Source organism: Mycobacterium sp. NGS61 (assembly GCF_059812325.1).
In genome coordinates this window covers 100,869-120,723 of the sequence record NZ_JCALCL010000007.1, presented here as the reverse complement: position 1 = coordinate 120,723, position 19,855 = coordinate 100,869, and the positions used below count along the sequence as shown (strand labels likewise).

Annotated in this window: 20 protein-coding genes; 13 read left to right on the top strand and 7 right to left on the bottom strand. The window is 66.9% G+C overall.

Going from position 1 to position 19,855, the window contains the following annotated elements; genetic code table 11:
* The first annotated feature begins 10 nt into the window (after positions 1-10).
* Genes AC5Y3Z_RS16320 through AC5Y3Z_RS16300 form a run of 5 tightly spaced genes read left to right on the top strand, consistent with a single transcriptional unit; the run spans position 11 to position 4,165 of the window.
* Positions 11-1,030, top strand: coding sequence for an LLM class F420-dependent oxidoreductase (locus tag AC5Y3Z_RS16320; RefSeq protein ID WP_463826535.1), 1,020 nt, complete (start codon positions 11-13; stop codon positions 1,028-1,030).
* 11 nt (positions 1,031-1,041) lie between these two features.
* A complete protein-coding gene (locus tag AC5Y3Z_RS16315) occupies positions 1,042-2,262 on the top strand; it encodes a cytochrome P450 (RefSeq protein ID WP_463826799.1) in 1,221 nt (406 codons plus the stop codon).
* A gap of 59 nt (positions 2,263-2,321) precedes the next feature.
* Positions 2,322-3,149, top strand: a complete 828-nt coding sequence (locus AC5Y3Z_RS16310) for an SDR family NAD(P)-dependent oxidoreductase (RefSeq protein ID WP_463826534.1) — start codon at positions 2,322-2,324, stop codon at positions 3,147-3,149.
* Positions 3,150-3,152: 3 nt separating this feature from the next.
* Positions 3,153-3,371 (top strand): VOC family protein, encoded by a 219-nt coding sequence (locus AC5Y3Z_RS16305; RefSeq protein ID WP_463826533.1) that lies wholly within the window; start codon positions 3,153-3,155, stop codon positions 3,369-3,371.
* Positions 3,368-4,165, top strand: a complete 798-nt coding sequence (locus AC5Y3Z_RS16300) for an SDR family NAD(P)-dependent oxidoreductase (protein WP_463826532.1) — start codon at positions 3,368-3,370, stop codon at positions 4,163-4,165. Before AC5Y3Z_RS16305 ends, AC5Y3Z_RS16300 begins: the two co-directional genes overlap by 4 nt.
* Positions 4,166-4,248: 83 nt before the next feature.
* On the opposite strand, the gene AC5Y3Z_RS16295 is transcribed toward AC5Y3Z_RS16300, so the two are convergent.
* Both AC5Y3Z_RS16295 and AC5Y3Z_RS16290 read right to left on the bottom strand, forming a co-directional pair.
* Positions 4,249-5,406, bottom strand: a complete 1,158-nt coding sequence (locus AC5Y3Z_RS16295; protein ID WP_463826531.1) for a Zn-dependent alcohol dehydrogenase — start codon at positions 5,404-5,406, stop codon at positions 4,249-4,251.
* Complete coding sequence (locus AC5Y3Z_RS16290; RefSeq protein WP_463826530.1) at positions 5,403-6,632, bottom strand: cytochrome P450; 1,230 nt, start codon at positions 6,630-6,632, stop codon at positions 5,403-5,405. The genes AC5Y3Z_RS16295 and AC5Y3Z_RS16290 overlap by 4 nt, the downstream gene beginning before the upstream one ends.
* A gap of 117 nt (positions 6,633-6,749) precedes the next feature.
* On the opposite strand from AC5Y3Z_RS16290, the gene AC5Y3Z_RS16285 reads away from it, so the two are divergent.
* The 4 genes from AC5Y3Z_RS16285 to AC5Y3Z_RS16270 all read left to right on the top strand — a co-directional run bounded on the left by AC5Y3Z_RS16285 (position 6,750) and on the right by AC5Y3Z_RS16270 (position 10,397).
* Positions 6,750-7,109: a Rieske (2Fe-2S) protein gene (locus tag AC5Y3Z_RS16285; protein WP_463826529.1), complete on the top strand. Its 360-nt coding sequence runs from the start codon at positions 6,750-6,752 to the stop codon at positions 7,107-7,109.
* Positions 7,106-8,173: an amidohydrolase family protein gene (locus AC5Y3Z_RS16280; protein ID WP_473139693.1), complete on the top strand. Its 1,068-nt coding sequence runs from the start codon at positions 7,106-7,108 to the stop codon at positions 8,171-8,173. The genes AC5Y3Z_RS16285 and AC5Y3Z_RS16280 overlap by 4 nt, the downstream gene beginning before the upstream one ends.
* Positions 8,170-9,357: an amidohydrolase family protein gene (locus tag AC5Y3Z_RS16275; RefSeq protein ID WP_463826527.1), complete on the top strand. Its 1,188-nt coding sequence runs from the start codon at positions 8,170-8,172 to the stop codon at positions 9,355-9,357. Before AC5Y3Z_RS16280 ends, AC5Y3Z_RS16275 begins: the two co-directional genes overlap by 4 nt.
* A gap of 80 nt (positions 9,358-9,437) precedes the next feature.
* On the top strand, positions 9,438-10,397 hold the full coding sequence (locus tag AC5Y3Z_RS16270) for an alpha/beta hydrolase (RefSeq protein WP_463826526.1): 960 nt from the start codon (positions 9,438-9,440) through the stop codon (positions 10,395-10,397).
* A 15-nt stretch (positions 10,398-10,412) separates the two neighbouring features.
* On the opposite strand, the gene AC5Y3Z_RS16265 is transcribed toward AC5Y3Z_RS16270, so the two are convergent.
* Positions 10,413-10,928, bottom strand: a complete 516-nt coding sequence (locus AC5Y3Z_RS16265) for a hypothetical protein (RefSeq protein WP_463826798.1) — start codon at positions 10,926-10,928, stop codon at positions 10,413-10,415.
* 437 nt (positions 10,929-11,365) lie between these two features.
* The gene (locus tag AC5Y3Z_RS16260; protein WP_463826525.1) at positions 11,366-12,196 is read right to left on the bottom strand and encodes an Rv1363c family protein; all 831 of its coding nucleotides are present in this window, start codon (positions 12,194-12,196) and stop codon (positions 11,366-11,368) included.
* A 181-nt stretch (positions 12,197-12,377) separates the two neighbouring features.
* Between AC5Y3Z_RS16260 and AC5Y3Z_RS16255 the strand changes: the two genes are divergently transcribed.
* Positions 12,378-13,514 (top strand): acyl-CoA dehydrogenase family protein, encoded by a 1,137-nt coding sequence (locus AC5Y3Z_RS16255; RefSeq protein ID WP_473139692.1) that lies wholly within the window; start codon positions 12,378-12,380, stop codon positions 13,512-13,514.
* Complete coding sequence (locus tag AC5Y3Z_RS16250) at positions 13,511-14,743, top strand: acyl-CoA dehydrogenase family protein (RefSeq protein WP_463826523.1); 1,233 nt, start codon at positions 13,511-13,513, stop codon at positions 14,741-14,743. Before AC5Y3Z_RS16255 ends, AC5Y3Z_RS16250 begins: the two co-directional genes overlap by 4 nt.
* A 9-nt stretch (positions 14,744-14,752) precedes the next feature.
* Here AC5Y3Z_RS16250 and AC5Y3Z_RS16245 read toward each other — a convergent pair whose 3' ends face one another.
* The 3 genes from AC5Y3Z_RS16245 to AC5Y3Z_RS16235 all read right to left on the bottom strand — a co-directional run bounded on the left by AC5Y3Z_RS16245 (position 14,753) and on the right by AC5Y3Z_RS16235 (position 18,437).
* On the bottom strand, positions 14,753-16,696 hold the full coding sequence (locus tag AC5Y3Z_RS16245; RefSeq protein ID WP_473139691.1) for a SpoIIE family protein phosphatase: 1,944 nt from the start codon (positions 16,694-16,696) through the stop codon (positions 14,753-14,755).
* A 142-nt stretch (positions 16,697-16,838) separates the two neighbouring features.
* A complete protein-coding gene (locus AC5Y3Z_RS16240; protein WP_463826521.1) occupies positions 16,839-17,264 on the bottom strand; it encodes an anti-sigma factor antagonist in 426 nt (141 codons plus the stop codon).
* Between the two features lie 138 nt (positions 17,265-17,402).
* Positions 17,403-18,437: a hotdog fold thioesterase gene (locus AC5Y3Z_RS16235; RefSeq protein ID WP_463826520.1), complete on the bottom strand. Its 1,035-nt coding sequence runs from the start codon at positions 18,435-18,437 to the stop codon at positions 17,403-17,405.
* A gap of 94 nt (positions 18,438-18,531) precedes the next feature.
* Here AC5Y3Z_RS16235 and AC5Y3Z_RS16230 point away from each other — a divergent pair, with 94 nt between their 5' ends.
* Positions 18,532-19,353, top strand: coding sequence for a hypothetical protein (locus AC5Y3Z_RS16230; protein ID WP_463826519.1), 822 nt, complete (start codon positions 18,532-18,534; stop codon positions 19,351-19,353).
* Positions 19,354-19,842 (top strand): hypothetical protein, encoded by a 489-nt coding sequence (locus tag AC5Y3Z_RS16225; RefSeq protein ID WP_463826518.1) that lies wholly within the window; start codon positions 19,354-19,356, stop codon positions 19,840-19,842. It begins immediately after the preceding gene.
* The last annotated feature ends 13 nt before the right edge of the window (positions 19,843-19,855 follow it).

The window sequence follows — 19,855 nt, the reverse complement described above, 5'->3', positions numbered from 1 at the left end:
CTTTTCCATCATGTCGCGTGGGGGCCTCAAGATCGACGGAGGTATCCCGAACAGGCTCGACGACGCGGTCGAGGCCGCCACTGCACTGGAACAACACGGGTTTGCCGGCGGCTGGACGGCCGAGACCAGCCACGACCCGTTCCTGCCGCTGCTGCTGGCCGCCGAGCACACCACGCGTCTGGAACTCGGCACCAACATCGCCGTCGCGTTCGCGCGCAGTCCGATGACCGTGGCCAACCTGGGCTGGGATCTGCAGGCGTACTCGCAGGGCCGGTTCATCCTCGGGCTGGGCACCCAGATCCAGGCCCATATCGAGAAGCGGTTCAGCATGCCCTGGAGCCACCCGGCCCGCCGGATGCGCGAATTCGTCGCGGCGCTGCGAGCCATCTGGTCGGCGTGGAAGGACGGCGAACGGCTGCGGTTCGAAGGCGAGTTCTATACGCACAAGATCATGACCCCGATGTTCACCCCGGAACCCATGCCGCACCCGGCCCCGAAGGTGTTCCTGGCCGCCGTCGGGGAGGCGATGACGGAGATGTGCGGTGAGGTTGCCGACGGCCACCTCGGTCACCCGATGGTCTCCAGGCGCTACCTCACCGAGGTGACGATGCCGACGCTACTGCGCGGTCTGCAACGCGCCGGGCGGGACCGCGCCGACTTCGAAGTCGCGGCCGAAGTGATGGTGGCGACCGGCACCGACGAGGCCGAGCTGGCGACCGCAATCGCGGCTGCGCGCAAGCAGATTGCGTTCTACGGGTCCACACCCGCCTACCGCCGGGTGCTGGACCTGCACGGCTGGGGTGACCTGCACACCGAACTGCACCGGATGTCCAAAGCAGGCGAGTGGGACGCGATGGCCGCACTCGTCGACGATGAAATTCTGAGCACCCTGGCGGTGGTCGCACCGGTCGGCGAAATCGGCGCCGCACTGCGAAGCCGTTGCGAGGGCATCGCCGACCGGGTGTGGCCGATCTTCTACGCCGCTTCCCAAGACTGTATTACCGCCGCCTGGAAGGAGATTCGCCCGTGAACGCTACGGTCATGGATGAGGCCGCCAAGCTGCTGGCCGATCCGCAAACCTACACCGACGAGCGCCGCCTGCACGCCGCACTGACCCACCTGCGTGCCAGTGCTCCGGTGTCCTGGGTCGAGGTGGAGCACTATCGGCCGTTCTGGGCGATCACCAAACACACCGACATCATGGACATCGAGCGCGACAACACGCTGTTCACCAACTGGCCGCGCCCGGTCCTGACCACTGCCCAGGGCGACGATCAGCAGGCCGCTATCGGGGTCAAGACGCTGATCCATCTCGACGACCCGCAACACCGCGACGTCCGCGCGATCGGAGCCAACTGGTTTCGGCCGAAAGCCATGCGGGCGTTGAAGGTTCGTGTCGACGAGCTGGCCAAGATCTATGTCGACAAGATGCTGGAAGTGGGGCCGGAATGCGACTTCGTCCAAGAGGTCGCCGTCAACTACCCGCTCTACGTGATCATGTCGCTGCTCGGCATACCCGAGGCCGACTTCCCCCGCATGCTCAAGCTCACCCAGGAGCTGTTCGGCAGCGACGACACCGAGTTCAAACGTGGCACCACCGTCGAAGACCAACTACCCGCGCTGTTGGACATCTTCGGTTACTTCAACGACGTGACCGCTGCGCGCCGCGAGCACCCGACCGAGGACCTGGCATCGGCCATCGCCAATGCCCGGCTCAACGGCGAACCGCTGTCCGACATCGAGACGGTGTCCTACTACCTGATCGTCGCGACCGCCGGGCACGACACCACCAGCGCCACCATCTCCGGCGGGTTGCAGGCGCTGGCCGAGAATCCCGACCAGTTGCAGCGGCTGCGCGACGACCTCTCGCTGATGCCGCAGGCCACCGAGGAGATGATCCGTTGGGTCACCCCGGTCAAGCAGTTCATGCGCACCGCTGCCCGGGACACCGAGGTACGGGGAGTTCCGATCGCCGCGGGCGAGTCGGTGCTGCTGTCGTACGTTTCGGGCAACCGCGACGAAGAGGTTTTCGACGATCCGTTCCGCTTCGACGTCGGTCGGGAGCCGAACAAGCATGTCGCGTTCGGCTACGGGGTGCACTTCTGCATGGGCGCCGCACTGGCCCGCATGGAGGTCAACAGTTTCTTCACCGAGTTGCTGCCCAGGCTCGAATCGATTGAGCTGACCGGTGATCCGCAGTATGTGGCCACCACGTTCGTCGGCGGTCTCAAGCACCTGCCGGTGCGCTACTCGCTGCGGTGAGGCGGCTGTGACCGCTGTGTGGCGCACGTCATAGACTCCCAGCGGGAGGACATCAGCCTATGACCCCGAGAACGATCATCATCACCGGCGCCAGCGACGGTATCGGTGCCGCGGCTGCGCGCGAGTTGCGTCGCGGCGGCGCGAACATCGTGGTGATAGGCCGGTCGCAGACTAAGACCGAGGCCGTGGCCGCAGAACTGGACGCGGATCATTTCGTGGTCGATTTCGCCGACCTGGCGCAGGCGCGCGCGCTGGCGGACAAGATCCGCTCCACCTACCCACGCATCGACGTGTTGCTCAATAACGCCGGCTGCATGGGCACCAAGATCCACCTCACCCCGGATGGTTACGAACACACCTATCAGGTGAACTACCTGTCCCCGTTCCTGCTGACCACCCAACTGATGGACGTGCTCGTCGACTCGCGTGCCACCGTCGTCAACACCACCAGCTCGTCGCATCTGCTGATCGTGCGGGCCGGCGTCGCGGACCTGGAGAACACCGCGCAACGCCGCCCCAGCACCGCCTATGCGCTGTCCAAACTGGCTATCGTGTTGTTCACCAAGGAATTACACCGCCGCTACCACAGCCGCGGGCTGTCTGCCGTAACTGTGCACCCCGGTTACGTCAACTCCAATTTCGGCCCGGCGTCGGGATCAAAGGCGCTGGCGTTCTCCAAACGCTACCTGCCGACCGAGCGGTACACCGCAACATCCGAACAGGGCGCCGAGCAACTGATCTGGCTGGCGTCGAGCACCCCCGGCGTGGATTGGACACCGGGCGAATACTATTCGCGGCACAAGATCGCCCGGGTGAACCGCCTGGCCAGAAACACCCGACTGGCCAACGACCTATGGGAGAGCACCATGACCAGGATCGCGACCTAACGCATGCTCGGTGTTCATCACACTGCGATCTGCACCGCGGATGCGGACCTCGCCAGACGGTTCTGGTACGACGGTCTGGGACTCGCCGAACTGTCCGACTATACGTTCACCGGCGACTGGCCAGACCTGTTCGGCGCCAAGGACACTCAGTTGCGCTCCCGCTTCCTGGGCGATCCGGGCACGCCCGACCCGGGGATCGATTTGATCGGACCGGCCCGGTGACCGCTCTGGTTACCGGCGGCGGGTCCGGGATCGGACGCGAAGTGGCGGCGCGGTTGCGCGAGGCCGGAGACGACGTCGTCGTCTGGGATCTCGCCGGCGCACCCGAGGCGCCGGATATCGTCTGCGACATCAGCGATTCCGATGCCGTGGCCGCCGCAATGGAACAAACCGTGCGCGAGCACGGCGTGCCGACCCGGGTGGTGACCTCGGCCGGAGTCGGGTCGTCCGGCCTGCTGCTGGAAATGCCGGTTGCGGAATGGCAGCGGGTATTGTCGGTCAACCTCACCGGCACCTGGTACACCATCCGCGCCGCCGCCCAAGCCATGATCGACGCCGAATTGCACGGTTCGATCGTCGTGGTCTCGAGCATCAGCGGCACCCTGGCCGACCGGGACATGGGCGCCTATTGCGTCTCCAAGGCGGGCCTGGACATGCTGGTGAAGGTCGCGGCGGTGGAGTGGGGGGTCCACGGCATCCGCATCAACGCCGTCGGGCCCGGGGTCACCCGGACCCCGATGCTGCCCGATGCCGAAAAGTGGCCTGCCTGGGTCGAGGGCATGTCCAAACGCACCGCCCTGCGGCGCCTGGGTGAACCCGCCGACGTGGCCGAGGCCATCCTCGGGACACTCGAAATGTCCTGGGTGACCGGGCAAGTCATCCACGCCGACGGTGGTCTCTCGTTGCACAGCCCGATCGACGCCTACGGGCAGGTGGAAAAGCTGATGCGGCTCAAGAAACTCAAGGAGCTGCACGAGGCCAAGCAGAAGGCCAAAGCCGCTGACCGCTCAGAGTGAACCACACACGCTGCACCGGCGTGTCCTGTCACAAAACGCACAGTCGGCGGCGGAGGGGCGGCGGCAGAGGCGGCCCGGCGCGGTCAGGCGATCGCGTAATCGATGACGCCGCGCACGATCTCGCCGTTCAGCAGATCGGCGTAGGCCTGGTTGATGTCGTCGAGACGGTAGCGGCGGGTGATCATCTCGTCGAGCTGGAGCTGTCCGGTCTGGTAGAGCCGGGCCAGCCGGGCGATGTCGGCCTTGGCGTTGCACGAGCCGAAGATGGTGCCCGCCAACGTCTTGTTCATCAGGATGAATTCCTGCAGGTTGATGTTGACCGACTGCTGCAATTGCGAGGTCATCCCGGTCAGCACGCACGTCCCGCCCTTACGGGTGAGCGCCACGGCATCGCGGACATCGTCGGCGGAGATCAACGACGGGCAGACCACCACCGCGTCCGCCATCACCCCATAGGTCAAGTCGCGCACCAGGTCCAGGGCTTCGGCTATCGAGGCGACGCTGTGCGTGGCGCCGAACCGCAATGCCGACTTCTGTTTGAACTCCACCGGGTCGACGGCAACGATGTGCGCGGCGCCGTTGATCCGGGCACCCTGGATCGCTCCGGTGCCGATGCCGCCCGCGCCGATCACCACCACCACATCGCCGCCGCGCACACCGGCCCGGTTGGCGGCCGACCCGTAACCGGTCGGAATGGCGCAGGACAACAGCGCACTCGGCACCAGCGGCAGGTGTGACTCCAGCTTGATCAGCGAATTCACCGACACCACAGTGTGTTCGGCGAACGCGCCGACCTTGGCCAGGTGCCCGAGGGGCCGGCCGTCGGCGGTGTGGTGGCGGAACGTCCCGTCGGTCGGCATGCCCGGTGTCAGGGTGCCGATGCCCTTGTCGCACAGGTATTCCATGCCGGTGGCGCACCAGCGGCACTGCCCGCACACCGCCACGAACGTCAGCACCACATGATCGCCGACCTCGAATTCGGTTACCCCGGGCCCGATTTCACGCACCACGCCGGAACCTTCGTGGCCGCCGATCATCGGGAACATGGTGGGCAGGCCCAGTGCCTTCAACACCTCGTTGGGTGCGGACATGTCGCCCTTGAGGATGTGGTCGTCGGAGTGGCACAACCCGGCGGCGGCCAACTGGACCAGCACCTCGCCGGCACGGGGCGCGTCGAGTTCGAACTCCTCGACCGACCAGGGTCCGCCGACATCGTGCAGGATCGCGGCCCGGCTTCTCATGCGGCCGGGCTGAACGTCACGGGCAGCTTGTTGGGGGAGCGGAAGGTGAGCCCGACGATCTTGGACTCCACCCCGGTTCCGTCGTCGTCGACGAACCTCAAGTCCTGCACGCGGTCGAACAGGCTGTTCAGGACCACCCTCGTCTCCAGCCGGGCCAGGTGCATGCCCAGACACATGTGGATTCCGCCGGCAAAGGCGATGTGGGCTTGCCGGGGGCGGGTGATGTCGAAGATGTTCGGGTTGCTCCACCGGGTTTCGTCGCGGTTGGCCGAACCCATGCACGTGTCAATCTGCGCGCCGGCCGGGATCAGCTTGCCGCCGATCTCGACCTCCCGCGTGGTGGTCCGCATGACCGCGGTGAGTGGGGTCTCATACCGCAGTCCTTCTTCCATCGCCATCGGAATCAGGGACCGGTCCCGGTAGACCATCTCCATCTGCTCGGGATGGGTCAGCAGCAGGTACAGCAGGTTGCCCGACGAGCGGTACGTGGTTTCCAAACCGGCCGGCAACAACAGGCGCAGGAACGCGATGATCGCCTCGTCGGTCAGCTTCTCGCCGTCGATCTCGGCGGCCACCAGGTCGCCGATGATGTCGTTGGTGGGTTTGCGCCGCCGCTGCTCGACCTGGTTGAGGAAGTAGCCGTGCAACTCGGCCGCAGCGGTCAGGCCCGCCATGATGTCGGTCGGGATCGAGATCAGATCGAGGGACAACCGGCGGAACATGTCGAGATCCTCGGGCGGCAGCCCGAGCAGCGAGGAGATGATGCGGGTGGGGAATTCGAAGGTCAGGGCCTTGACCAGGTCCGCTTCGCCGTTGTCTTTGATTTCGTCCACCAGCTGATCGCAGACCGGCCCGATCACCGAGGGTTCCCACCGTTCCAGGGCCGTGGACCGGAATGCCTTGGCCACCAAGTTGCGGTGGTCGTGATGTTCCTTGCCGCCCATCGCCAGGATGGTGTGGCCCATCACCAAACCGATGGTGTCGTCGTATCTGGCCGAGGTGAAGGTCTGGTCGTCGCGGAAGGCGCGGAACACGTCGTCGTACTTGAACAGCACCCATTCGTCGCTGGGCCGCAGTTCCTCCGGCATCTGCTCGGGGTCGCCCAGACAGCCGTGCCAGACGGGGTCGGTGCGCCGCATGTATTCGAAGAACGGATACGGACTGGTTTCGCCGGTGAGGTCGAGGGCCACGGGGGCGCCGTCCTGATGGTCGGTGCTGAGCGTCATTGAGAGTCCTCTCTGCGCAACCGAGTGAGCCCGGATGGCGGGCCAGACAGCGGAATGTCGCTATCATAGTATAAATAGCAATCTAGCTGACAGCGGGCGAAGGGCGGTGGTGCCGCGGTGCCGCAACGCCATCTGGTGTGCTCCGTCGAGGAGTTGCCACCCGGCCAGATGAAGCTGGTGGACGTCGGGAAGTTCGGTGTGGGCGTGTACAACGTGCACGGCACGGTGTACGCCATCGTCAACTACTGCTCGCATGAAGGTGCGCCGCTGTGCCTGGGCCCGGTGGGCGGAACCAACGAACCCGCCCCCGACGAGCCCGGCGGGCTGCGTCGGGTGCGCGACGGGGAGATCGTCCGATGTCCTTGGCATAACTGGGAATTCGACATCACCACCGGGCGCAACATTGCCGATCCGAGTCGCCGGATCCGCACCTACCGGGTCGACGTCACCGAGGGGCAGGTGTATCTGACCGCATGAACCAGACCTTCCTGCCGTTCGTGGACGCCAACGTGCAACCGCACTTCCGGTACAACGCCGAACTGCGGCGTTATCTGCCGGACGCCCACAAGCTGCGGTCGATACCCGACGTGGAACAGCAGTGGTATCAGGCGCCCGGTGGCGACTACCGCGCCGACCTCTACGGCGAGCACTACCCGGGCTCGGATCCCGACACCGTCAGCCGGCACCTGTTCGACGAGGGCGGCGCGAGTTACGCGATCCTGAACCCGCTGACCCGCGGAAATATCGCGGACTACCTGCTCAACAGTCGCATCTGCGCCGCAGTCAACGACTGGCTGATCGACCGGTGGCTGGAACCGGACGGCGCTGACCGGTTCCGCGGCACCATCCGGGTGAACCCGGAGGACCCCCGCGGCGCGGTCGCCGAGATCGAGCGCCTGGCTGGTCACCCCAAGCTGGTCCAGGTCGGCGTGCCCATGCAGTCGCGCGAGCCGTTCGGCAAACCGATGTTCGAGCCGATCTGGGAAGCCGCGGCGGCGCACGGTTTACCGGTGGCGGTGCACGTCAACGGCGGCAACGGTGTCGACCATCCGCCCACCTTCGCCGGGCACGCGCACACCTACCCGGGCTATGCGGCGTTCATGCCGCTGAACTACTTCGTGCATCTGGCCGCGCTGATCGTCGAAGGCGTATTCGGCCGGCATCCGGGGCTGAAGTTCGTGTTCGCCGACGGCGGATACGACATCCTGACCCCGCTGATGTGGCGGCTGGACACGTTCTGGCTGTCGATGCGCGACCAGACCCCGTGGGTGGACCGCTACCCGAGCGAATACCTGCCCGACCATGTCCGGTTCTGCTCCTCGGCGTTGGACGGGCCCGTCGATGCCGCCGACGCCGCGCGCTGGATGGATTTCTCCGGCAAGGCCGACCTGGTGATGTACGGCTCCGGCTACCCGCACTGGTCGACGACCGCCCCCGCGGCGACGGCCGACGGTCTGGACACCGAGCAACAACGAAAAGTTCTGTGGCGCAACGCCAGTGAGCTATACGGGCTGACCGTGAGTGAAGGAAGCACACCATGACCGTTGTCGAACGCACAGCTGCTTGTCCCGATCGGCAGCAGGAGGCTGGGCAACGGCAGATCGCGGTGACCGTCGTCGATACCGACGTGCACCCGTTGCCGGTGTCCACCGACGTGCTCAAGTCGTACGCGCCGGCCGAATGGGTGGACAAGATCTGGCCGACCGGCAACGCCGTCAGCCCGGTCTCGCACTTCTACGACACCCCGGACTCGTACAAGACGTTTTCGCTGCGGATGGACGCCGCACCGCCCACCGGGGGCGTGGCCGGCAGCGATCCGGACTTCGCCGCTCAACAGCTCCTGGTCGACGCCGGGGTGAGCATCGCCTCGCTGGAACCGATGTGTGACGCGCAGTTGCCGCAGGCCGAACACGTGCTGAAGTCGACCTACAACGACTGGCTGGCCGACGTCTGGCTGGACAAGGGCAACGCCCACGGCCGGTGGCGCGGGTCGATCAGCGTCAGCGCGCAGACACCCGAGCAGGCCGCCCGGGAGGTCGAGCGGTGGGCGGGTCACCCGTACCTGTCGCAGGTGTTGATGACGCCGCAGACCCGCGGAATCCCGTTCGGCAGCCCGCATTTCGACCCGCTGTACGCGGCGGCGGCACGCGCCGGGCTGCCGGTGGCCACGCACCTGATGGGGCAGACGCCGTTCGAGCTGATCCCGTTGTACCCGGTCGGAAACCCCGCCCACTGGCACGACTTCTTTGCGTCCTGGCCGCTGCTGTATGTGTCGCACCTGATGAGCCTGGTGTTCGACGGCGCGTTCGACCGTCACCCCGACCTGCGGGTGGTGTTCATCGAAGGTGGTTTCACCTGGGCGATGCCGGTGATGTCACGCATGGACCGCATCTGGGCGGCCCGCCGCGGCGATCTGCCGCAGGTGCGCCGACCCCCGTCGGACTATGTGCGCGAGCACGTCCGGTTCACCACCCAGCCGCTGGAAGACGCCGACACCGTCCAGTTTCGCGAATACCTGGAGTTGATGGACCTCGGTGACAACCTGATGTTCTCGACGGATTATCCGCACTGGAGCTACGACTCGCCGATGTATGCGATCAACCGATTTCCGCGTGCGCAGCGCGAGCGCATCATGCGTGGAAACGCAACCGCGCTCTACGGTCTGCCCGCGACCGTCGCGGCGCTGCCCGGCGAGCGGGTGGCTGACGGTGCTGCCCTCGATTGATGCCCTGACCGGGCAGGTCTACCTTGAAGAGGGTTTCCGGCCCGACGGGCCGGAACATCGATTTCGGGAGATATGAGGGCATGACGCAAACGAATGTCACACGGCCGCAGGGTCTTAGCCGGATCGACCCGGCGCTGCGCGAGGCCGCGGAACGGGTGGGTGTCGTCGAGTTCAGTGCCGACAGTCTGTCGGCCGAGCGGGAACAAGCCCACCGGGCGGCCGCCGAGCGGGCGGCCGCGGTCGACACCGCCGGGGTCGACGTCGAAACGCGGACGATTGCCGGTCCGGACGGCGGGCAGCTGGACATCCGCCTCTACCGGGGCGGTGGCACCTCGGCGTTGCCGCTGGTGATCTACGCCCACGGCGGCGGTTTCGTGACGGGCAATCTAGACACCGACCACGCGCACTGCGTGGAGTTGGCCCGCGATTCCGACACCCTGGTCGTGTCGGTCGACTACCGGCTGGCACCGGAACATCCCGCCCCCGCGGCGCTGCAGGACGCCGAGGCGGCGCTGCGCTACGTGGTCGAGCACGCTGCCGAGCTGAACGCCGACGCCACCCGGATCGCGGTGATGGGCCGTGACGCCGGTGCCGCACTGGTGGCCGGGCTGGCCCAGCGCATGTTCGACGAGGAGGGACCCAAGATTCTGGTGCAGATCCTGCATCAGCCGATGCTGGACTCCGACACCACTCCGTCGCGCCGGGAATTCCAGCGCACGCCCGGCCTCAACGGTCAGGCGGTGAGCCGCGCCTGGGGCCACTACCTCGGCCACGCCACCGCCAACGGTCAGCACGTCCCTGCGCACCGGGCGAATCTGGAAGGGCTGCCGCCGACCTTCGTCAGCTGCGCCGACATCGATCCCTGCCGGGACGAAGCGATCGACTACGCGAACCGGCTGCTGCACGCCTACGTCCCCACCGGGCTGCACGTGATCGCGGCCACGTTCAACGGCTTCGACTCGGTGGCCCCGGATTGGGTTGTCTCCCAGGAGAACCGGGCCCTGCACGCTCAGTCGTTGCGGCGCGCGTTCGCGGTGTGACGACGCGCGCCCGGGTTAGACGGGCGTGAACTTGGTGATCAGCCACTTCCCGTCGATGAGGGCCAGCGTCACCAGTACGCTGCGGGCCGCCACCGATGGCTCGGGGTTGTCCTTGGTCGTAGTGCTCTGATCGACGAAGAGCAGCACGACTGCCGAGGTGGGGCGCAACTCCTGGACCGCCGCGCGCATCACGCGGGCGGTGGTTTTCAGCGCCTTCTGCTTGGACGCCGGCGCCACGAACTGCTGAGTGAACTGGTCGTAGTAGGACAGGAAATCGCCGGACAGGTGGGACCTGGCGCCGGCGAAGTCCTTATCCAGGCTCTCCGGCGAGTACGACAGCACCGCCACCGTTCCCTCCGACGCCGAGTTGATCACCGTGCGCGCCACGCTCTGGCTGGTCAGCTGATCCGGCCGATACTGCTGGAAGTACATCCACGTGGCCAGCCCACCGGAAATCAGCAGCAGCAGCACGAGAATCACCGGGATCGGCTTGACCGTGATCTGCCGGCGCCAGAAGTCGCGCCGCCAGATGCGCCGGGGCGTGGCTTCCCCGTCGGGAGCCGCGGTGGTTTCGGGCTCGTCGATGTCGGCGTCCGCCTCGGGCACTTCGGCTTCCTCGAGGCCGCTGTAGCCGGTGTCGTCGGCAATGCCGATGTCGTCGTCGTCATCGGAGTCGTCGGCGACGTCGTGGGTGTCGGGGACCGGGTTGGGCGCCTCGGCCTGGTGGATGTCGTCCACCGGCTCGGGGACCTCCTCGTCGGAGGTCTCACCCTCGCTGTGCGACTCGGCGGTTTTGCCCAGGGCGACGGCGAAGGTCGCGTAGTTGGCGCGGGCCTCGACGGTGTCGGCGGCGTCGAGACGCTCCGGCTGTTCGTCCGCCGCGGCGCCCCGCACCACGGTGTCGGGCGTGCCGCCGGATACCTCGGCGTCGTCCTTCTTGGTCAGTTCGACGGCGCCCCTTTCGTCGCTCACGGCACGAACTCCACTTTCGACATCTTGTATTGGCCGTCCTCCTCCATCACCGTCACCCGAAGCCGCCAGGCGCGCGGTTCGTCGGGGTTGCCGCCGGTGGCATTGGTGACACGTGAGGTCGCCGAGACCAGGACCTGCGCGGAATGCCCGTCCATCGACTCGATGGCGGCTGCGTTCACTGATCCTTCGGTGACCACTTTGGATTGCTCGACCACTTTGGTGAAATCGGCCGCCCGCTGCTGGAAGTCATCCCGGAACTCACCGGTGGAATTGTCGATGACCCGCTGCACGTCTTGTTTGGCGCGGTTGAAATCGAGCGAGGTCATGAAGACCACACCCTGCTTGGCCCCGGCGATGAAGGCTGCCTCCTGGCGCCGCTTTTCCGAACTTTCGTGATGCCACCAGGCGAAAAGCCCGCTCAACACGAAAAATCCGAGAATGAGGATGACCGCAGCCCCCTGGAGGATCGTGGACAGCTTCGGCATCCGCACCGAGTTGCGTAACCGGTCCCGCCGCGAGGGCGTGACCGGCTCGGACTCGTTGTAATTCGCCGACTCGTCGTAATCTTCCGGCTCGTATTCGGCCTCGTCGTACTCTTCGGACTCGTCGTAGTCCTCGTATTCGTAATCGCCGTCGTCTTCGTACTCGTCTTCGTACTCGTCGTCGTCGGCGGCGTTGAGCGCTTCACGTCGCAACCGGGCCGCGCGGGCCTTGGCGCGCGCCGCGGCAGCCAGCAGTTCGGCTTCGGCGGCCTCGGCTTCGGCCTCCTCGGCCAAAGCCAGCACATCGGCCTTCGATGTCACCGCATCGTCGTCTAACTCAGCCATTTCGGCGACCGTCCGTCATTATCGACTGAACTCCGGTATCTCTTACGGTATTGCCCATTGCTAACATCGGTGTCGCCAGCGCACCCCGATGAGGACCGATCAGGCGGATGATCCCCCAACCAAACTTGCCTCCCGACTTCCTTCGCGGCGAAGGAACGCCCGGGGAAGTCCGGCCGGCCTCATGACCGCTGTCGACTCTCCCGAAAAGATACTCTTTACCTCCACCACTCAAGCGTTTCTGTCCAAAGAGGCGTCGCTGCGTCACGTCCGCGACCTGCACGGCGCCGGTGAGTCCTTCGATCCGGCCTGGTGGCGGCGAGCCGCCGAACTCGGCTGGACAGGGCTGCTGGTGCCCGAGGAGCTGGGCGGGGGCAGCGCGTCGGGTGACGGCTTCGCAGACTTGGCGATGGTCGCCGAACTGCTCGGGAAAACCGTCGCGCCGGGACCGCTGTACCCGGTCAGCACGGTACTTGCCGGGCTGGTCGAGGCCAGCGATCGGGACAACCACACGGGTCTGATTGACGCGCTGGTGTCCGGTCAAACGGTGGCGTCGTGGGCGGTTGCGGAGCCGCGCCGCGGGTGGGTGCCGCAGGATCCGACTGTCGGCTTCGTGCCGGCGGATTCCGGTTACCGCATCGACGGAGTCAAGGATCGGGTGGAGGCCGCCGCGCAGAGCGCGGTGCTGCTGGTAACGGCTCGAAGCGGCGCGGACAGCTCGGTGGTGCGTCAGTTCCTGGTCGGCACCGACGCGCCGGGCGTGCGGATCACCCCGGTGCAGTCGGTCGACATGGTCAAGCAGTACGCGACCGTGGAGTTTGACGGCGTGATCGTCGACGGGTCCGCCGCCGTCGGCAACGCAGCCGAGACGCCGGCGTTGATCGAGCGGCAGAGCCAGATCGCCCAGGTGTTGCAGTGCGCCGAGGTGGTCGGAATCCTGCAGACGGTCTTCGACTTCACCGTGCAGTGGGCGTTGGACCGGCACTCGTTCGGACGTCCGCTGGCGTCCTATCAGGCGCTCAAACACGGCTTCGCCGACATGAAGATGTGGCTCGAGGCGTGCCGTGCCACCACCGCTGCCGCAGTCGCCGACGTGGCTGCGCACGCACCCGATGCTGCGCTCTCAGCCAGCGTCGCCAAGTCCTACGTGGGTGAACTCGCCGGGCCGATCGTGCAGCGCTGCGTGCAGATGCACGGTGGCATCGGCGTCACCTGGGAACACGACCTGCATCTGTATCTGAGACGGGTCACGTTGTACCGCAACATGTTCGGCACACCCGAGGAGCACAACCTCGCGGTGTACAGGATGGCGGGCCGATGACAGCCGAATCAGTCGCCGAATTCGCCGCCCGTGCCCGTGCGTGGCTGGCCGAGAACATGCCGAGCATCGACCCGGAGAATCCACCGGCCGCGCCGCGCGACGACGAACGGTCCTGGCAACGCGCCCGCGAGCTACAGCGGCGGCTGTGGGACGGCGGATTCGCCGGTATCTGTTTCCCCCGCGAATACGGCGGCCTGGGGTTGCCCTACGACTACCAGCGGGCCTTCGACGTGGAGTCCTACCCCTACGAGATGCCGTTGATCCTCAACGTGCCGACGTTCACCATCTGTTGCGCCACGCTGCTCGACACCGGCAGCGAAGAGCAGAAGAAACACCACATCGCCGGTGCGTTGCGCGGTGACGAGATTCTGGTGCAGTTGCTCTCCGAGCCCAGCGGCGGGTCAGACCTGGCCGGTGTCATCACGCGCGCCGAGCGTCGCGGCGATCGATGGGTGATCACCGGCGCCAAGACGTGGAGCACCAGCGCGTTCGCCGCCGACTACGGGTTGTGCCTGGCCCGCACCGACTGGGAGGTGCCCAAACACGACGGCCTGACCATGTTCCTGGTGCCGATCCAGCACCCGGGAATCACACTGCGGCGCATCACGCAGGTCAATGGGGGCGCGGAGTTCTGCGAAGAGTTTCTGGACGGGGTGGACGTCGGCGCGGACGCCGTGGTCGGCGAGGTGAACGGCGGCTGGGCGGTGGCCTCGCGACAGCTGTACCACGAGCGCCGTGCCGTCGGTCAGGGCTCGGAGTTCGCCAGCGGATCCGGTCATGAGGGCGGCCACACCACGCCGGTGGACTACGTCGATCTGGCGGCCAGGACCGGCCAGGCTGACAACGAACGCATTCAGGAGATGGCTGGCCGGGCGCTGGTGTACCGCGCGGTCGCCGAGCAGCTCATCGAGCACGTCTCCCGCAATGTCCGCGACGGCGGACTGCCGCCGGCCGCCGGATCCCTCATCCGGCTGTTCCATGCCGAGCACGTGATGCTGGAGATGGACATCGCCTTGGCCATTGCCGGCCCGGCGGGTGTGGTGGGGGAGATGGGCGAGGGATTGCAGACCGGATTGCGGTACCTCTCGCGCCAGTCGGTCGCCATCGGTGGCGGCACCACCGAGATGGCCCGCAACGTGATCGGCGAGCGGGTGCTGAACTTTCCGCGGGAATATGCCGCGGACCGCGGCGTGCCGTTCAACCAGGTCCGGCACGGCCGGACCCGCTGAACCGCGCCCTCAGGCGTCGGCGGCGCTGACCGGAATCTGGACCAGCGACAACACGTGGTGTGCGGGGCTGCCCGGCGGCGCCACCAGCACGCAGTCGCCGCCGTGTCTGCGCGCACGTTCGCGCGCGGCGGCCAGCGCACTGACACCCGCCGAGCCGAGGTGGGTGACAGCGCTCAGGTCGATCGTCAATGACGCTATGCCCGAACGGCTTTCGACCGCAATCTGGCGATCCAGGGTGGACGCGGTGTGGGAATCGACCTCGCCGCGCACGATGATGCGACCGCCGTCGGCAACCAGCGACACGAACTCGCTGTCCACCACCCGCTGGTAGGACACCCGGCTGACCACCGAGTCGCTGACGAAGTTGGCCGGCCGGGACAGGCGGTGGATGAGGCTGGCGGTGGTGCCGTCGGGACCGTGGACCACGTGCGATTCGGTCACCAGCGCCTCGGCCATGGGCAGGCCGCGCCCGCGGCCGCGTTCGCCCTCGCGGTAGTCCTTCCATTTGCCGCGGTCCGTCACCGCCGCCCGCAGCAGGCCGTCACCACCCAGTTCCGCTCTGACTTCGACACCGCCGGAGACTTCGGTGGCGTAGCCGTGTTCGACGGCGTTCTCCACGAATTCGGAGACTGCGTGCACTACGTCGGAGATGTCGTCGGCCTCGGCACCGAGCTCGGCGAGCCACTTGCGCAGCCGGGCCCGGATGCCGCGGGCGGCGTGGATGGTGGCATCGGCGGTGACCTGAAGCGGTGGCGTCGCGGTTCGTCGCTGCGCCGCGAGCAGCGTGACGTCGTCGTTGTAACCCGTTGAGCGCAAGAGTAATTCGAGTGTCTCCGAACAGAGGCGGTCGATGGGCCGCGCGGGTGCGTCGATCACGAACCCGCCGGTGCCGGCGGCGATACTGGCCGCCAATTCCGCGAACTCGGTGGTGCTCGCCGCCAGCGGCCGTCCCGGGCGTTCGATCAGGCCGTCGCTGTAGAGCAGCACCGCGTGCCCGACGTCGATCGGCTCGCTGCGCACCGGAAATCCGTTGCCGCTGCCCAGTGGCCCGCCGCCGGACGGCTCGAGGTAGCGCGAGCCCGCATCGGCCGTCACCACCAGCGGGGGCGGATGGCCGGCGGTGCAGTACTGGAACTCACCGGTGCTGAAGTTCAGGGCGCCGACGCAGATGGTGGCCGACTTCGACCCGGGCACCTGCTCATGGAAGCGGTCCACGGCCTCGAGTGCCTCGGTGATCGAGAGTCCGGCGGTGAGCTGCATCCGCAACGCGGTGCGTAGCTGAGACATCACTGCGGCCGCCTCGACACCGTGGCCCACCACGTCGCCGACCACCAGCACCAGGTGACCACCGAGGGGCAGGGCGTCGAACCAGTCCCCGCCGGCCGCGGTGTCCTCGGCGGCGACGAGGTACTCGGCGGCCACATCGGCGCCGGGCACGATCGGCACGGTCGCCGCCAGCAGTGCCTGCTGCATCACGGTCGCCGAATCGCGGGCGTTGCGGTAGCGCTCCGCGAGTTCCTCGACCCGCGCCTCGGCGGCCAACCGTGCCTCGACCCGTGCCGTGACGTCATCGAAGACCAGTTGCACGCCCTCGATCGGTCCGTCGGGGGAACGTCGCGGCGTGACGAGGAAATCGAAGAAGCGTTCCTCGACGCCGGAACCCTGCAGGTCGACCTGCAGTCGCCACTCGGCCCCGGATTGCGGCTCACCGGTCTGATACACCCGGTCGAACATGTCGAAGATCTGCTGGCTCTCCAGCTCCGGATAGATCTCCCGGGCGGGTTTTCCCACTAGTTGCACCGCTGGATTGAAGGCCCGGAAGGCCGCGTTGACCGCGATGAACCGGTGATCGGGTCCCTCCAGGCCGACGACCATCGCCGGGATGCTCTCGAAGATGCGCCGCACGTCCGCGGCCGCACCCACCGTGTGATCCCAGTCCATTTCGGCCGACATCTTGGCCGTACCTCCCGCGGACCGATGTAGCAAACAAGTCGGGTGCGTCGATGACAGCGTCAAGCAACAGTAATCAGATTAGCAATCCAGGCGATATGCGCCAGGCACCAAAATGTCGCTCGCACTCGGGCGAGCTCGCGCGCTATGCGGCGGAGAGTGCAGCTTCCGTCGTCGGGTGAACGGGCAGCACATTTCCGAACGAGCACGCATCCACGATTCGGGCCACGCCGGGGTTGCTGCTGACCATGCGCAAGGTGATGCCGCGACGCCGCAGGCGTTCTGCTTCGTCGGCCAGCACAGTGAACGCACAGCAGGCCATGAAGTCGAGGCTGTTCACGTCGACGACCAATACTCCCGGCTGCGTGGCGACCGCGGACGCCTCGGCGACCAGTCCGCGCCAGGTGTGTTCGTTGGAAGCATCGACTTCGCCGCCGGCGCGGATCAGCACCGCTGAGCCGCTGCGCACGGTGGTGGCCCGCAACGAGCTATTCGGCTCACCGAGCTGGGACGCCAACCGGTTGCTCAACGGCACCGGAATGGAAAACGATTCGGACGGACCCAGGTTCACAGCGCACCCCCTAGTCGACCGCGCCGGAAAACCCCCCCGAGTGGACGTTGCTGCGCGCCGGAAGAAAGTCTGATGCCTCGTGTATAGCAGAGTGACACGGCTGACGTGGCGAAACGCCGAAACCGGGCCGGCGGTGTATCAGTCGAGCGTGGGGCCGGTTTCGGTGGGGCGACCGACGATCGCGAAGTTCACCGTGGCGGTGGCCGCCAATTCGCTGTCACTGTCACTGTCACCGAAGATGTCGATCTGCACAACCAGCGAGCGGCGACCGGCGCGCAGCACAGTGGGTACCGCGCGCGCCGAGCCGTGCCGAATCGGCCGCAGATAGCGGATCACCAGATCGGAGGTCGTCATGGCGGTACCCGGCTGCAGGTATTCCAGCCCCAGTTGTCCGCCTGCCACGTCGGCGAGGGTGGCGATCAGACCGCCCTGCAACGCGCCGGAGGTGTTCACCACCTGGGGGCTGACCGGCATGGTCATCGCGAATTCCCCGCCGGGGGTGGTGGTGGGGCGCAGGCCGATCTGGGCGAACAGTTCGGCCAGCGTGGGCTCGACCGCGTTGTCGGTGGTGTCTCGGACACCCAGGGCGCGACTGCAGAAGTCGTAGAGCTGACCGGAATCGATGGGGGTGCCGTTCAATTCGGTGCCCAGCCAGCGCAACCGGAGGGCGCCGATGACGGTCTGCATGACGATCGCGGCTGCGGCCCCCACGTCGAGCGCCGGGTCGAACAGGCCCTCGGTGATGCCCTGACCGACGATGTCGCGGATCAGTCGGTGCAGCGGGGACAACACGCGGGCGTATTCGCGGGGCCGGGTCTCGGCCAGATGCTGGTTGTAGAGACTGAGCGCCCGGTTGAGGCTGTCCTGGGTGCTGGATTCCGGCTGCGCGGTGACCCGGTCGATGACCAGCTTGAGCGCCGAGGTGCTGTCCAATCCGGTCGTCTCGACGCGCCACATGTCCGCGGCCTGTGCCATGGTCCGATCGAACAGCGCCAGCAGCAGCTCGTCCTTGCTGGCGAAGTGCTGATAGAAAGCGCGCAGCGAGGTCTTGGAGCGGGCGACGACTTCCTGCACGGTGAAGTCGGTGCGGCCGGTTTCGCCCAGGATGTCGACCGCGGTTTTGATGAAGCGGTCGGCGCGCGTGACGTCGGCTTGCTCGGTGGGGCCGGTCATGGGCGGATCCTTCTCCTTGCGGGCCGGGCGGAACGCTGCGAGCGCGCACTGAGAATGACATTACCGTGCGCAGTCCGAGCGCTAGGGTGGACCGGTGATTTCGGGCGGCGCGGACGGCTCGGCGCCGGGGGACCGGCGCCGCATCGAGGAAGTCGTCGCGCTGTTGCTGGGTGAGGCACCTGCGGGCTGGGCGCACTTACACCTCGAATTCGATTCGGCCACTTCGGCTGTCACGACTTCGCTGACGACAGGCGAAGGGACGTCGATACCGCTGCCGGTACCTGCCGGGGTGATAGCTGCGCTCAGCGACTATCACCGGCAGAGCGGGACCGCAGGGCGGTTGGTGATCGACTGCGACGCCGACGGGCGGTTGTCGGCGCGGACCGATCCGGTGGCGACCGCAGCCGGGTCACGGCGTTGGCCGCAGTGGGTGCTGGCGACGATCACGATCGGGTGTCTGGCCGCTGCCGCAGTGGTGTTCGCGACGGGCTGGCGGTGGTCGGAGCCGCCGCGCCTGACTGCGCTGGGGGTGCCGCCGCCACCACGCGCGCAACAGGCCTTCGCGGTGGCAACGCAGTGGTACGAAGCCGAGAACAACGGGGATGTAGCGCGGATGCGCGAACTGGCGTGTGTGCACCCCGCGCAATCGGTGACGGACTGGATCAGCACGATCGGCTATTACGGTCAGGATCAGGGACTGGTCTTCACCGACGCGGTCACCAAGTTCCGTGATGACGGGGCGGCGGTATGGGTGCGCATCGCGGTGCGCATCCGTCCGGTCGACGACCGCACCAAGCGGGAAGTGGACGAGGCGCAGACGCACGGCGGTTTCCTCTACGAAGAAATGACTCTGGCCAGCGAAGGCGGCACCTTGAAGGTGTGCGACATCGCACTGCCGCCAAAGGCGGGGGGCTGAGTGTCGATCAACGGTGGGTCGCCGACGGGCAGGCCAGCGCGCCGGATCTCGTTGTGGCTGTGGGTGATTGCGGCCCTGGCGTCAACCGTGGTGTTGGTGATTGCGGTCGTCGGCCGAGACCGCGGCGACCACCCGACATTGCGGCCGAAGACGGTCAGCAACTCGATGACAGAAGCGCAGGCCTACCAGGCCGCCGACACCACGGTGCGGGCCTGGGTACGCGAACGCAGCGCGCGTCATTTCGCCAATCTGCAGGCGCTGACCTGCCCGGACAGTGAGGGAACGGTCACCACCGAACTCAACGACGTCAAGACCAACCAGCCGCTCGGCAAGGAGATGCACGTCGTGGCCACCGGCGCATTCGGCCGCCACGGATCGCTGTGGACCCTGAGCACGCACTTCGACAATGACGTCAGTGTGCAGTTCGTGTTGGGCGTGCGGGACGGCGAATTACTGGTCTGCCGGATCGCGTCGGCGCCGGTGCCATGATGAACGCTGCAGC

What these genes read in the sequence shown, in the direction of transcription:
- AC5Y3Z_RS16245 (WP_473139691.1), bottom strand. Translation starts at nt 16,696, where the DNA reads ATGTCGGCCGAAATGGACTGGGATCACACGGTGGGTGCGGCCGCGGAC.
- AC5Y3Z_RS16275 (WP_463826527.1), top strand. Translation starts at nt 8,170, where the DNA reads ATGACCGTTGTCGAACGCACAGCTGCTTGTCCCGATCGGCAGCAGGAG.
- AC5Y3Z_RS16260 (WP_463826525.1), bottom strand. Translation starts at nt 12,196, where the DNA reads ATGGCTGAGTTAGACGACGATGCGGTGACATCGAAGGCCGATGTGCTG.
- AC5Y3Z_RS16270 (WP_463826526.1), top strand. Translation starts at nt 9,438, where the DNA reads ATGACGCAAACGAATGTCACACGGCCGCAGGGTCTTAGCCGGATCGAC.
- AC5Y3Z_RS16295 (WP_463826531.1), bottom strand. Translation starts at nt 5,406, where the DNA reads ATGAGAAGCCGGGCCGCGATCCTGCACGATGTCGGCGGACCCTGGTCG.
- AC5Y3Z_RS16315 (WP_463826799.1), top strand. Translation starts at nt 1,042, where the DNA reads ATGGATGAGGCCGCCAAGCTGCTGGCCGATCCGCAAACCTACACCGAC.
- AC5Y3Z_RS16255 (WP_473139692.1), top strand. Translation starts at nt 12,378, where the DNA reads ATGACCGCTGTCGACTCTCCCGAAAAGATACTCTTTACCTCCACCACT.
- AC5Y3Z_RS16290 (WP_463826530.1), bottom strand. Translation starts at nt 6,632, where the DNA reads ATGACGCTCAGCACCGACCATCAGGACGGCGCCCCCGTGGCCCTCGAC.
- AC5Y3Z_RS16250 (WP_463826523.1), top strand. Translation starts at nt 13,511, where the DNA reads ATGACAGCCGAATCAGTCGCCGAATTCGCCGCCCGTGCCCGTGCGTGG.
- AC5Y3Z_RS16305 (WP_463826533.1), top strand. Translation starts at nt 3,153, where the DNA reads ATGCTCGGTGTTCATCACACTGCGATCTGCACCGCGGATGCGGACCTC.
- AC5Y3Z_RS16280 (WP_473139693.1), top strand. Translation starts at nt 7,106, where the DNA reads ATGAACCAGACCTTCCTGCCGTTCGTGGACGCCAACGTGCAACCGCAC.
- AC5Y3Z_RS16320 (WP_463826535.1), top strand. Translation starts at nt 11, where the DNA reads ATGTCGCGTGGGGGCCTCAAGATCGACGGAGGTATCCCGAACAGGCTC.
- AC5Y3Z_RS16235 (WP_463826520.1), bottom strand. Translation starts at nt 18,437, where the DNA reads ATGACCGGCCCCACCGAGCAAGCCGACGTCACGCGCGCCGACCGCTTC.
- AC5Y3Z_RS16310 (WP_463826534.1), top strand. Translation starts at nt 2,322, where the DNA reads ATGACCCCGAGAACGATCATCATCACCGGCGCCAGCGACGGTATCGGT.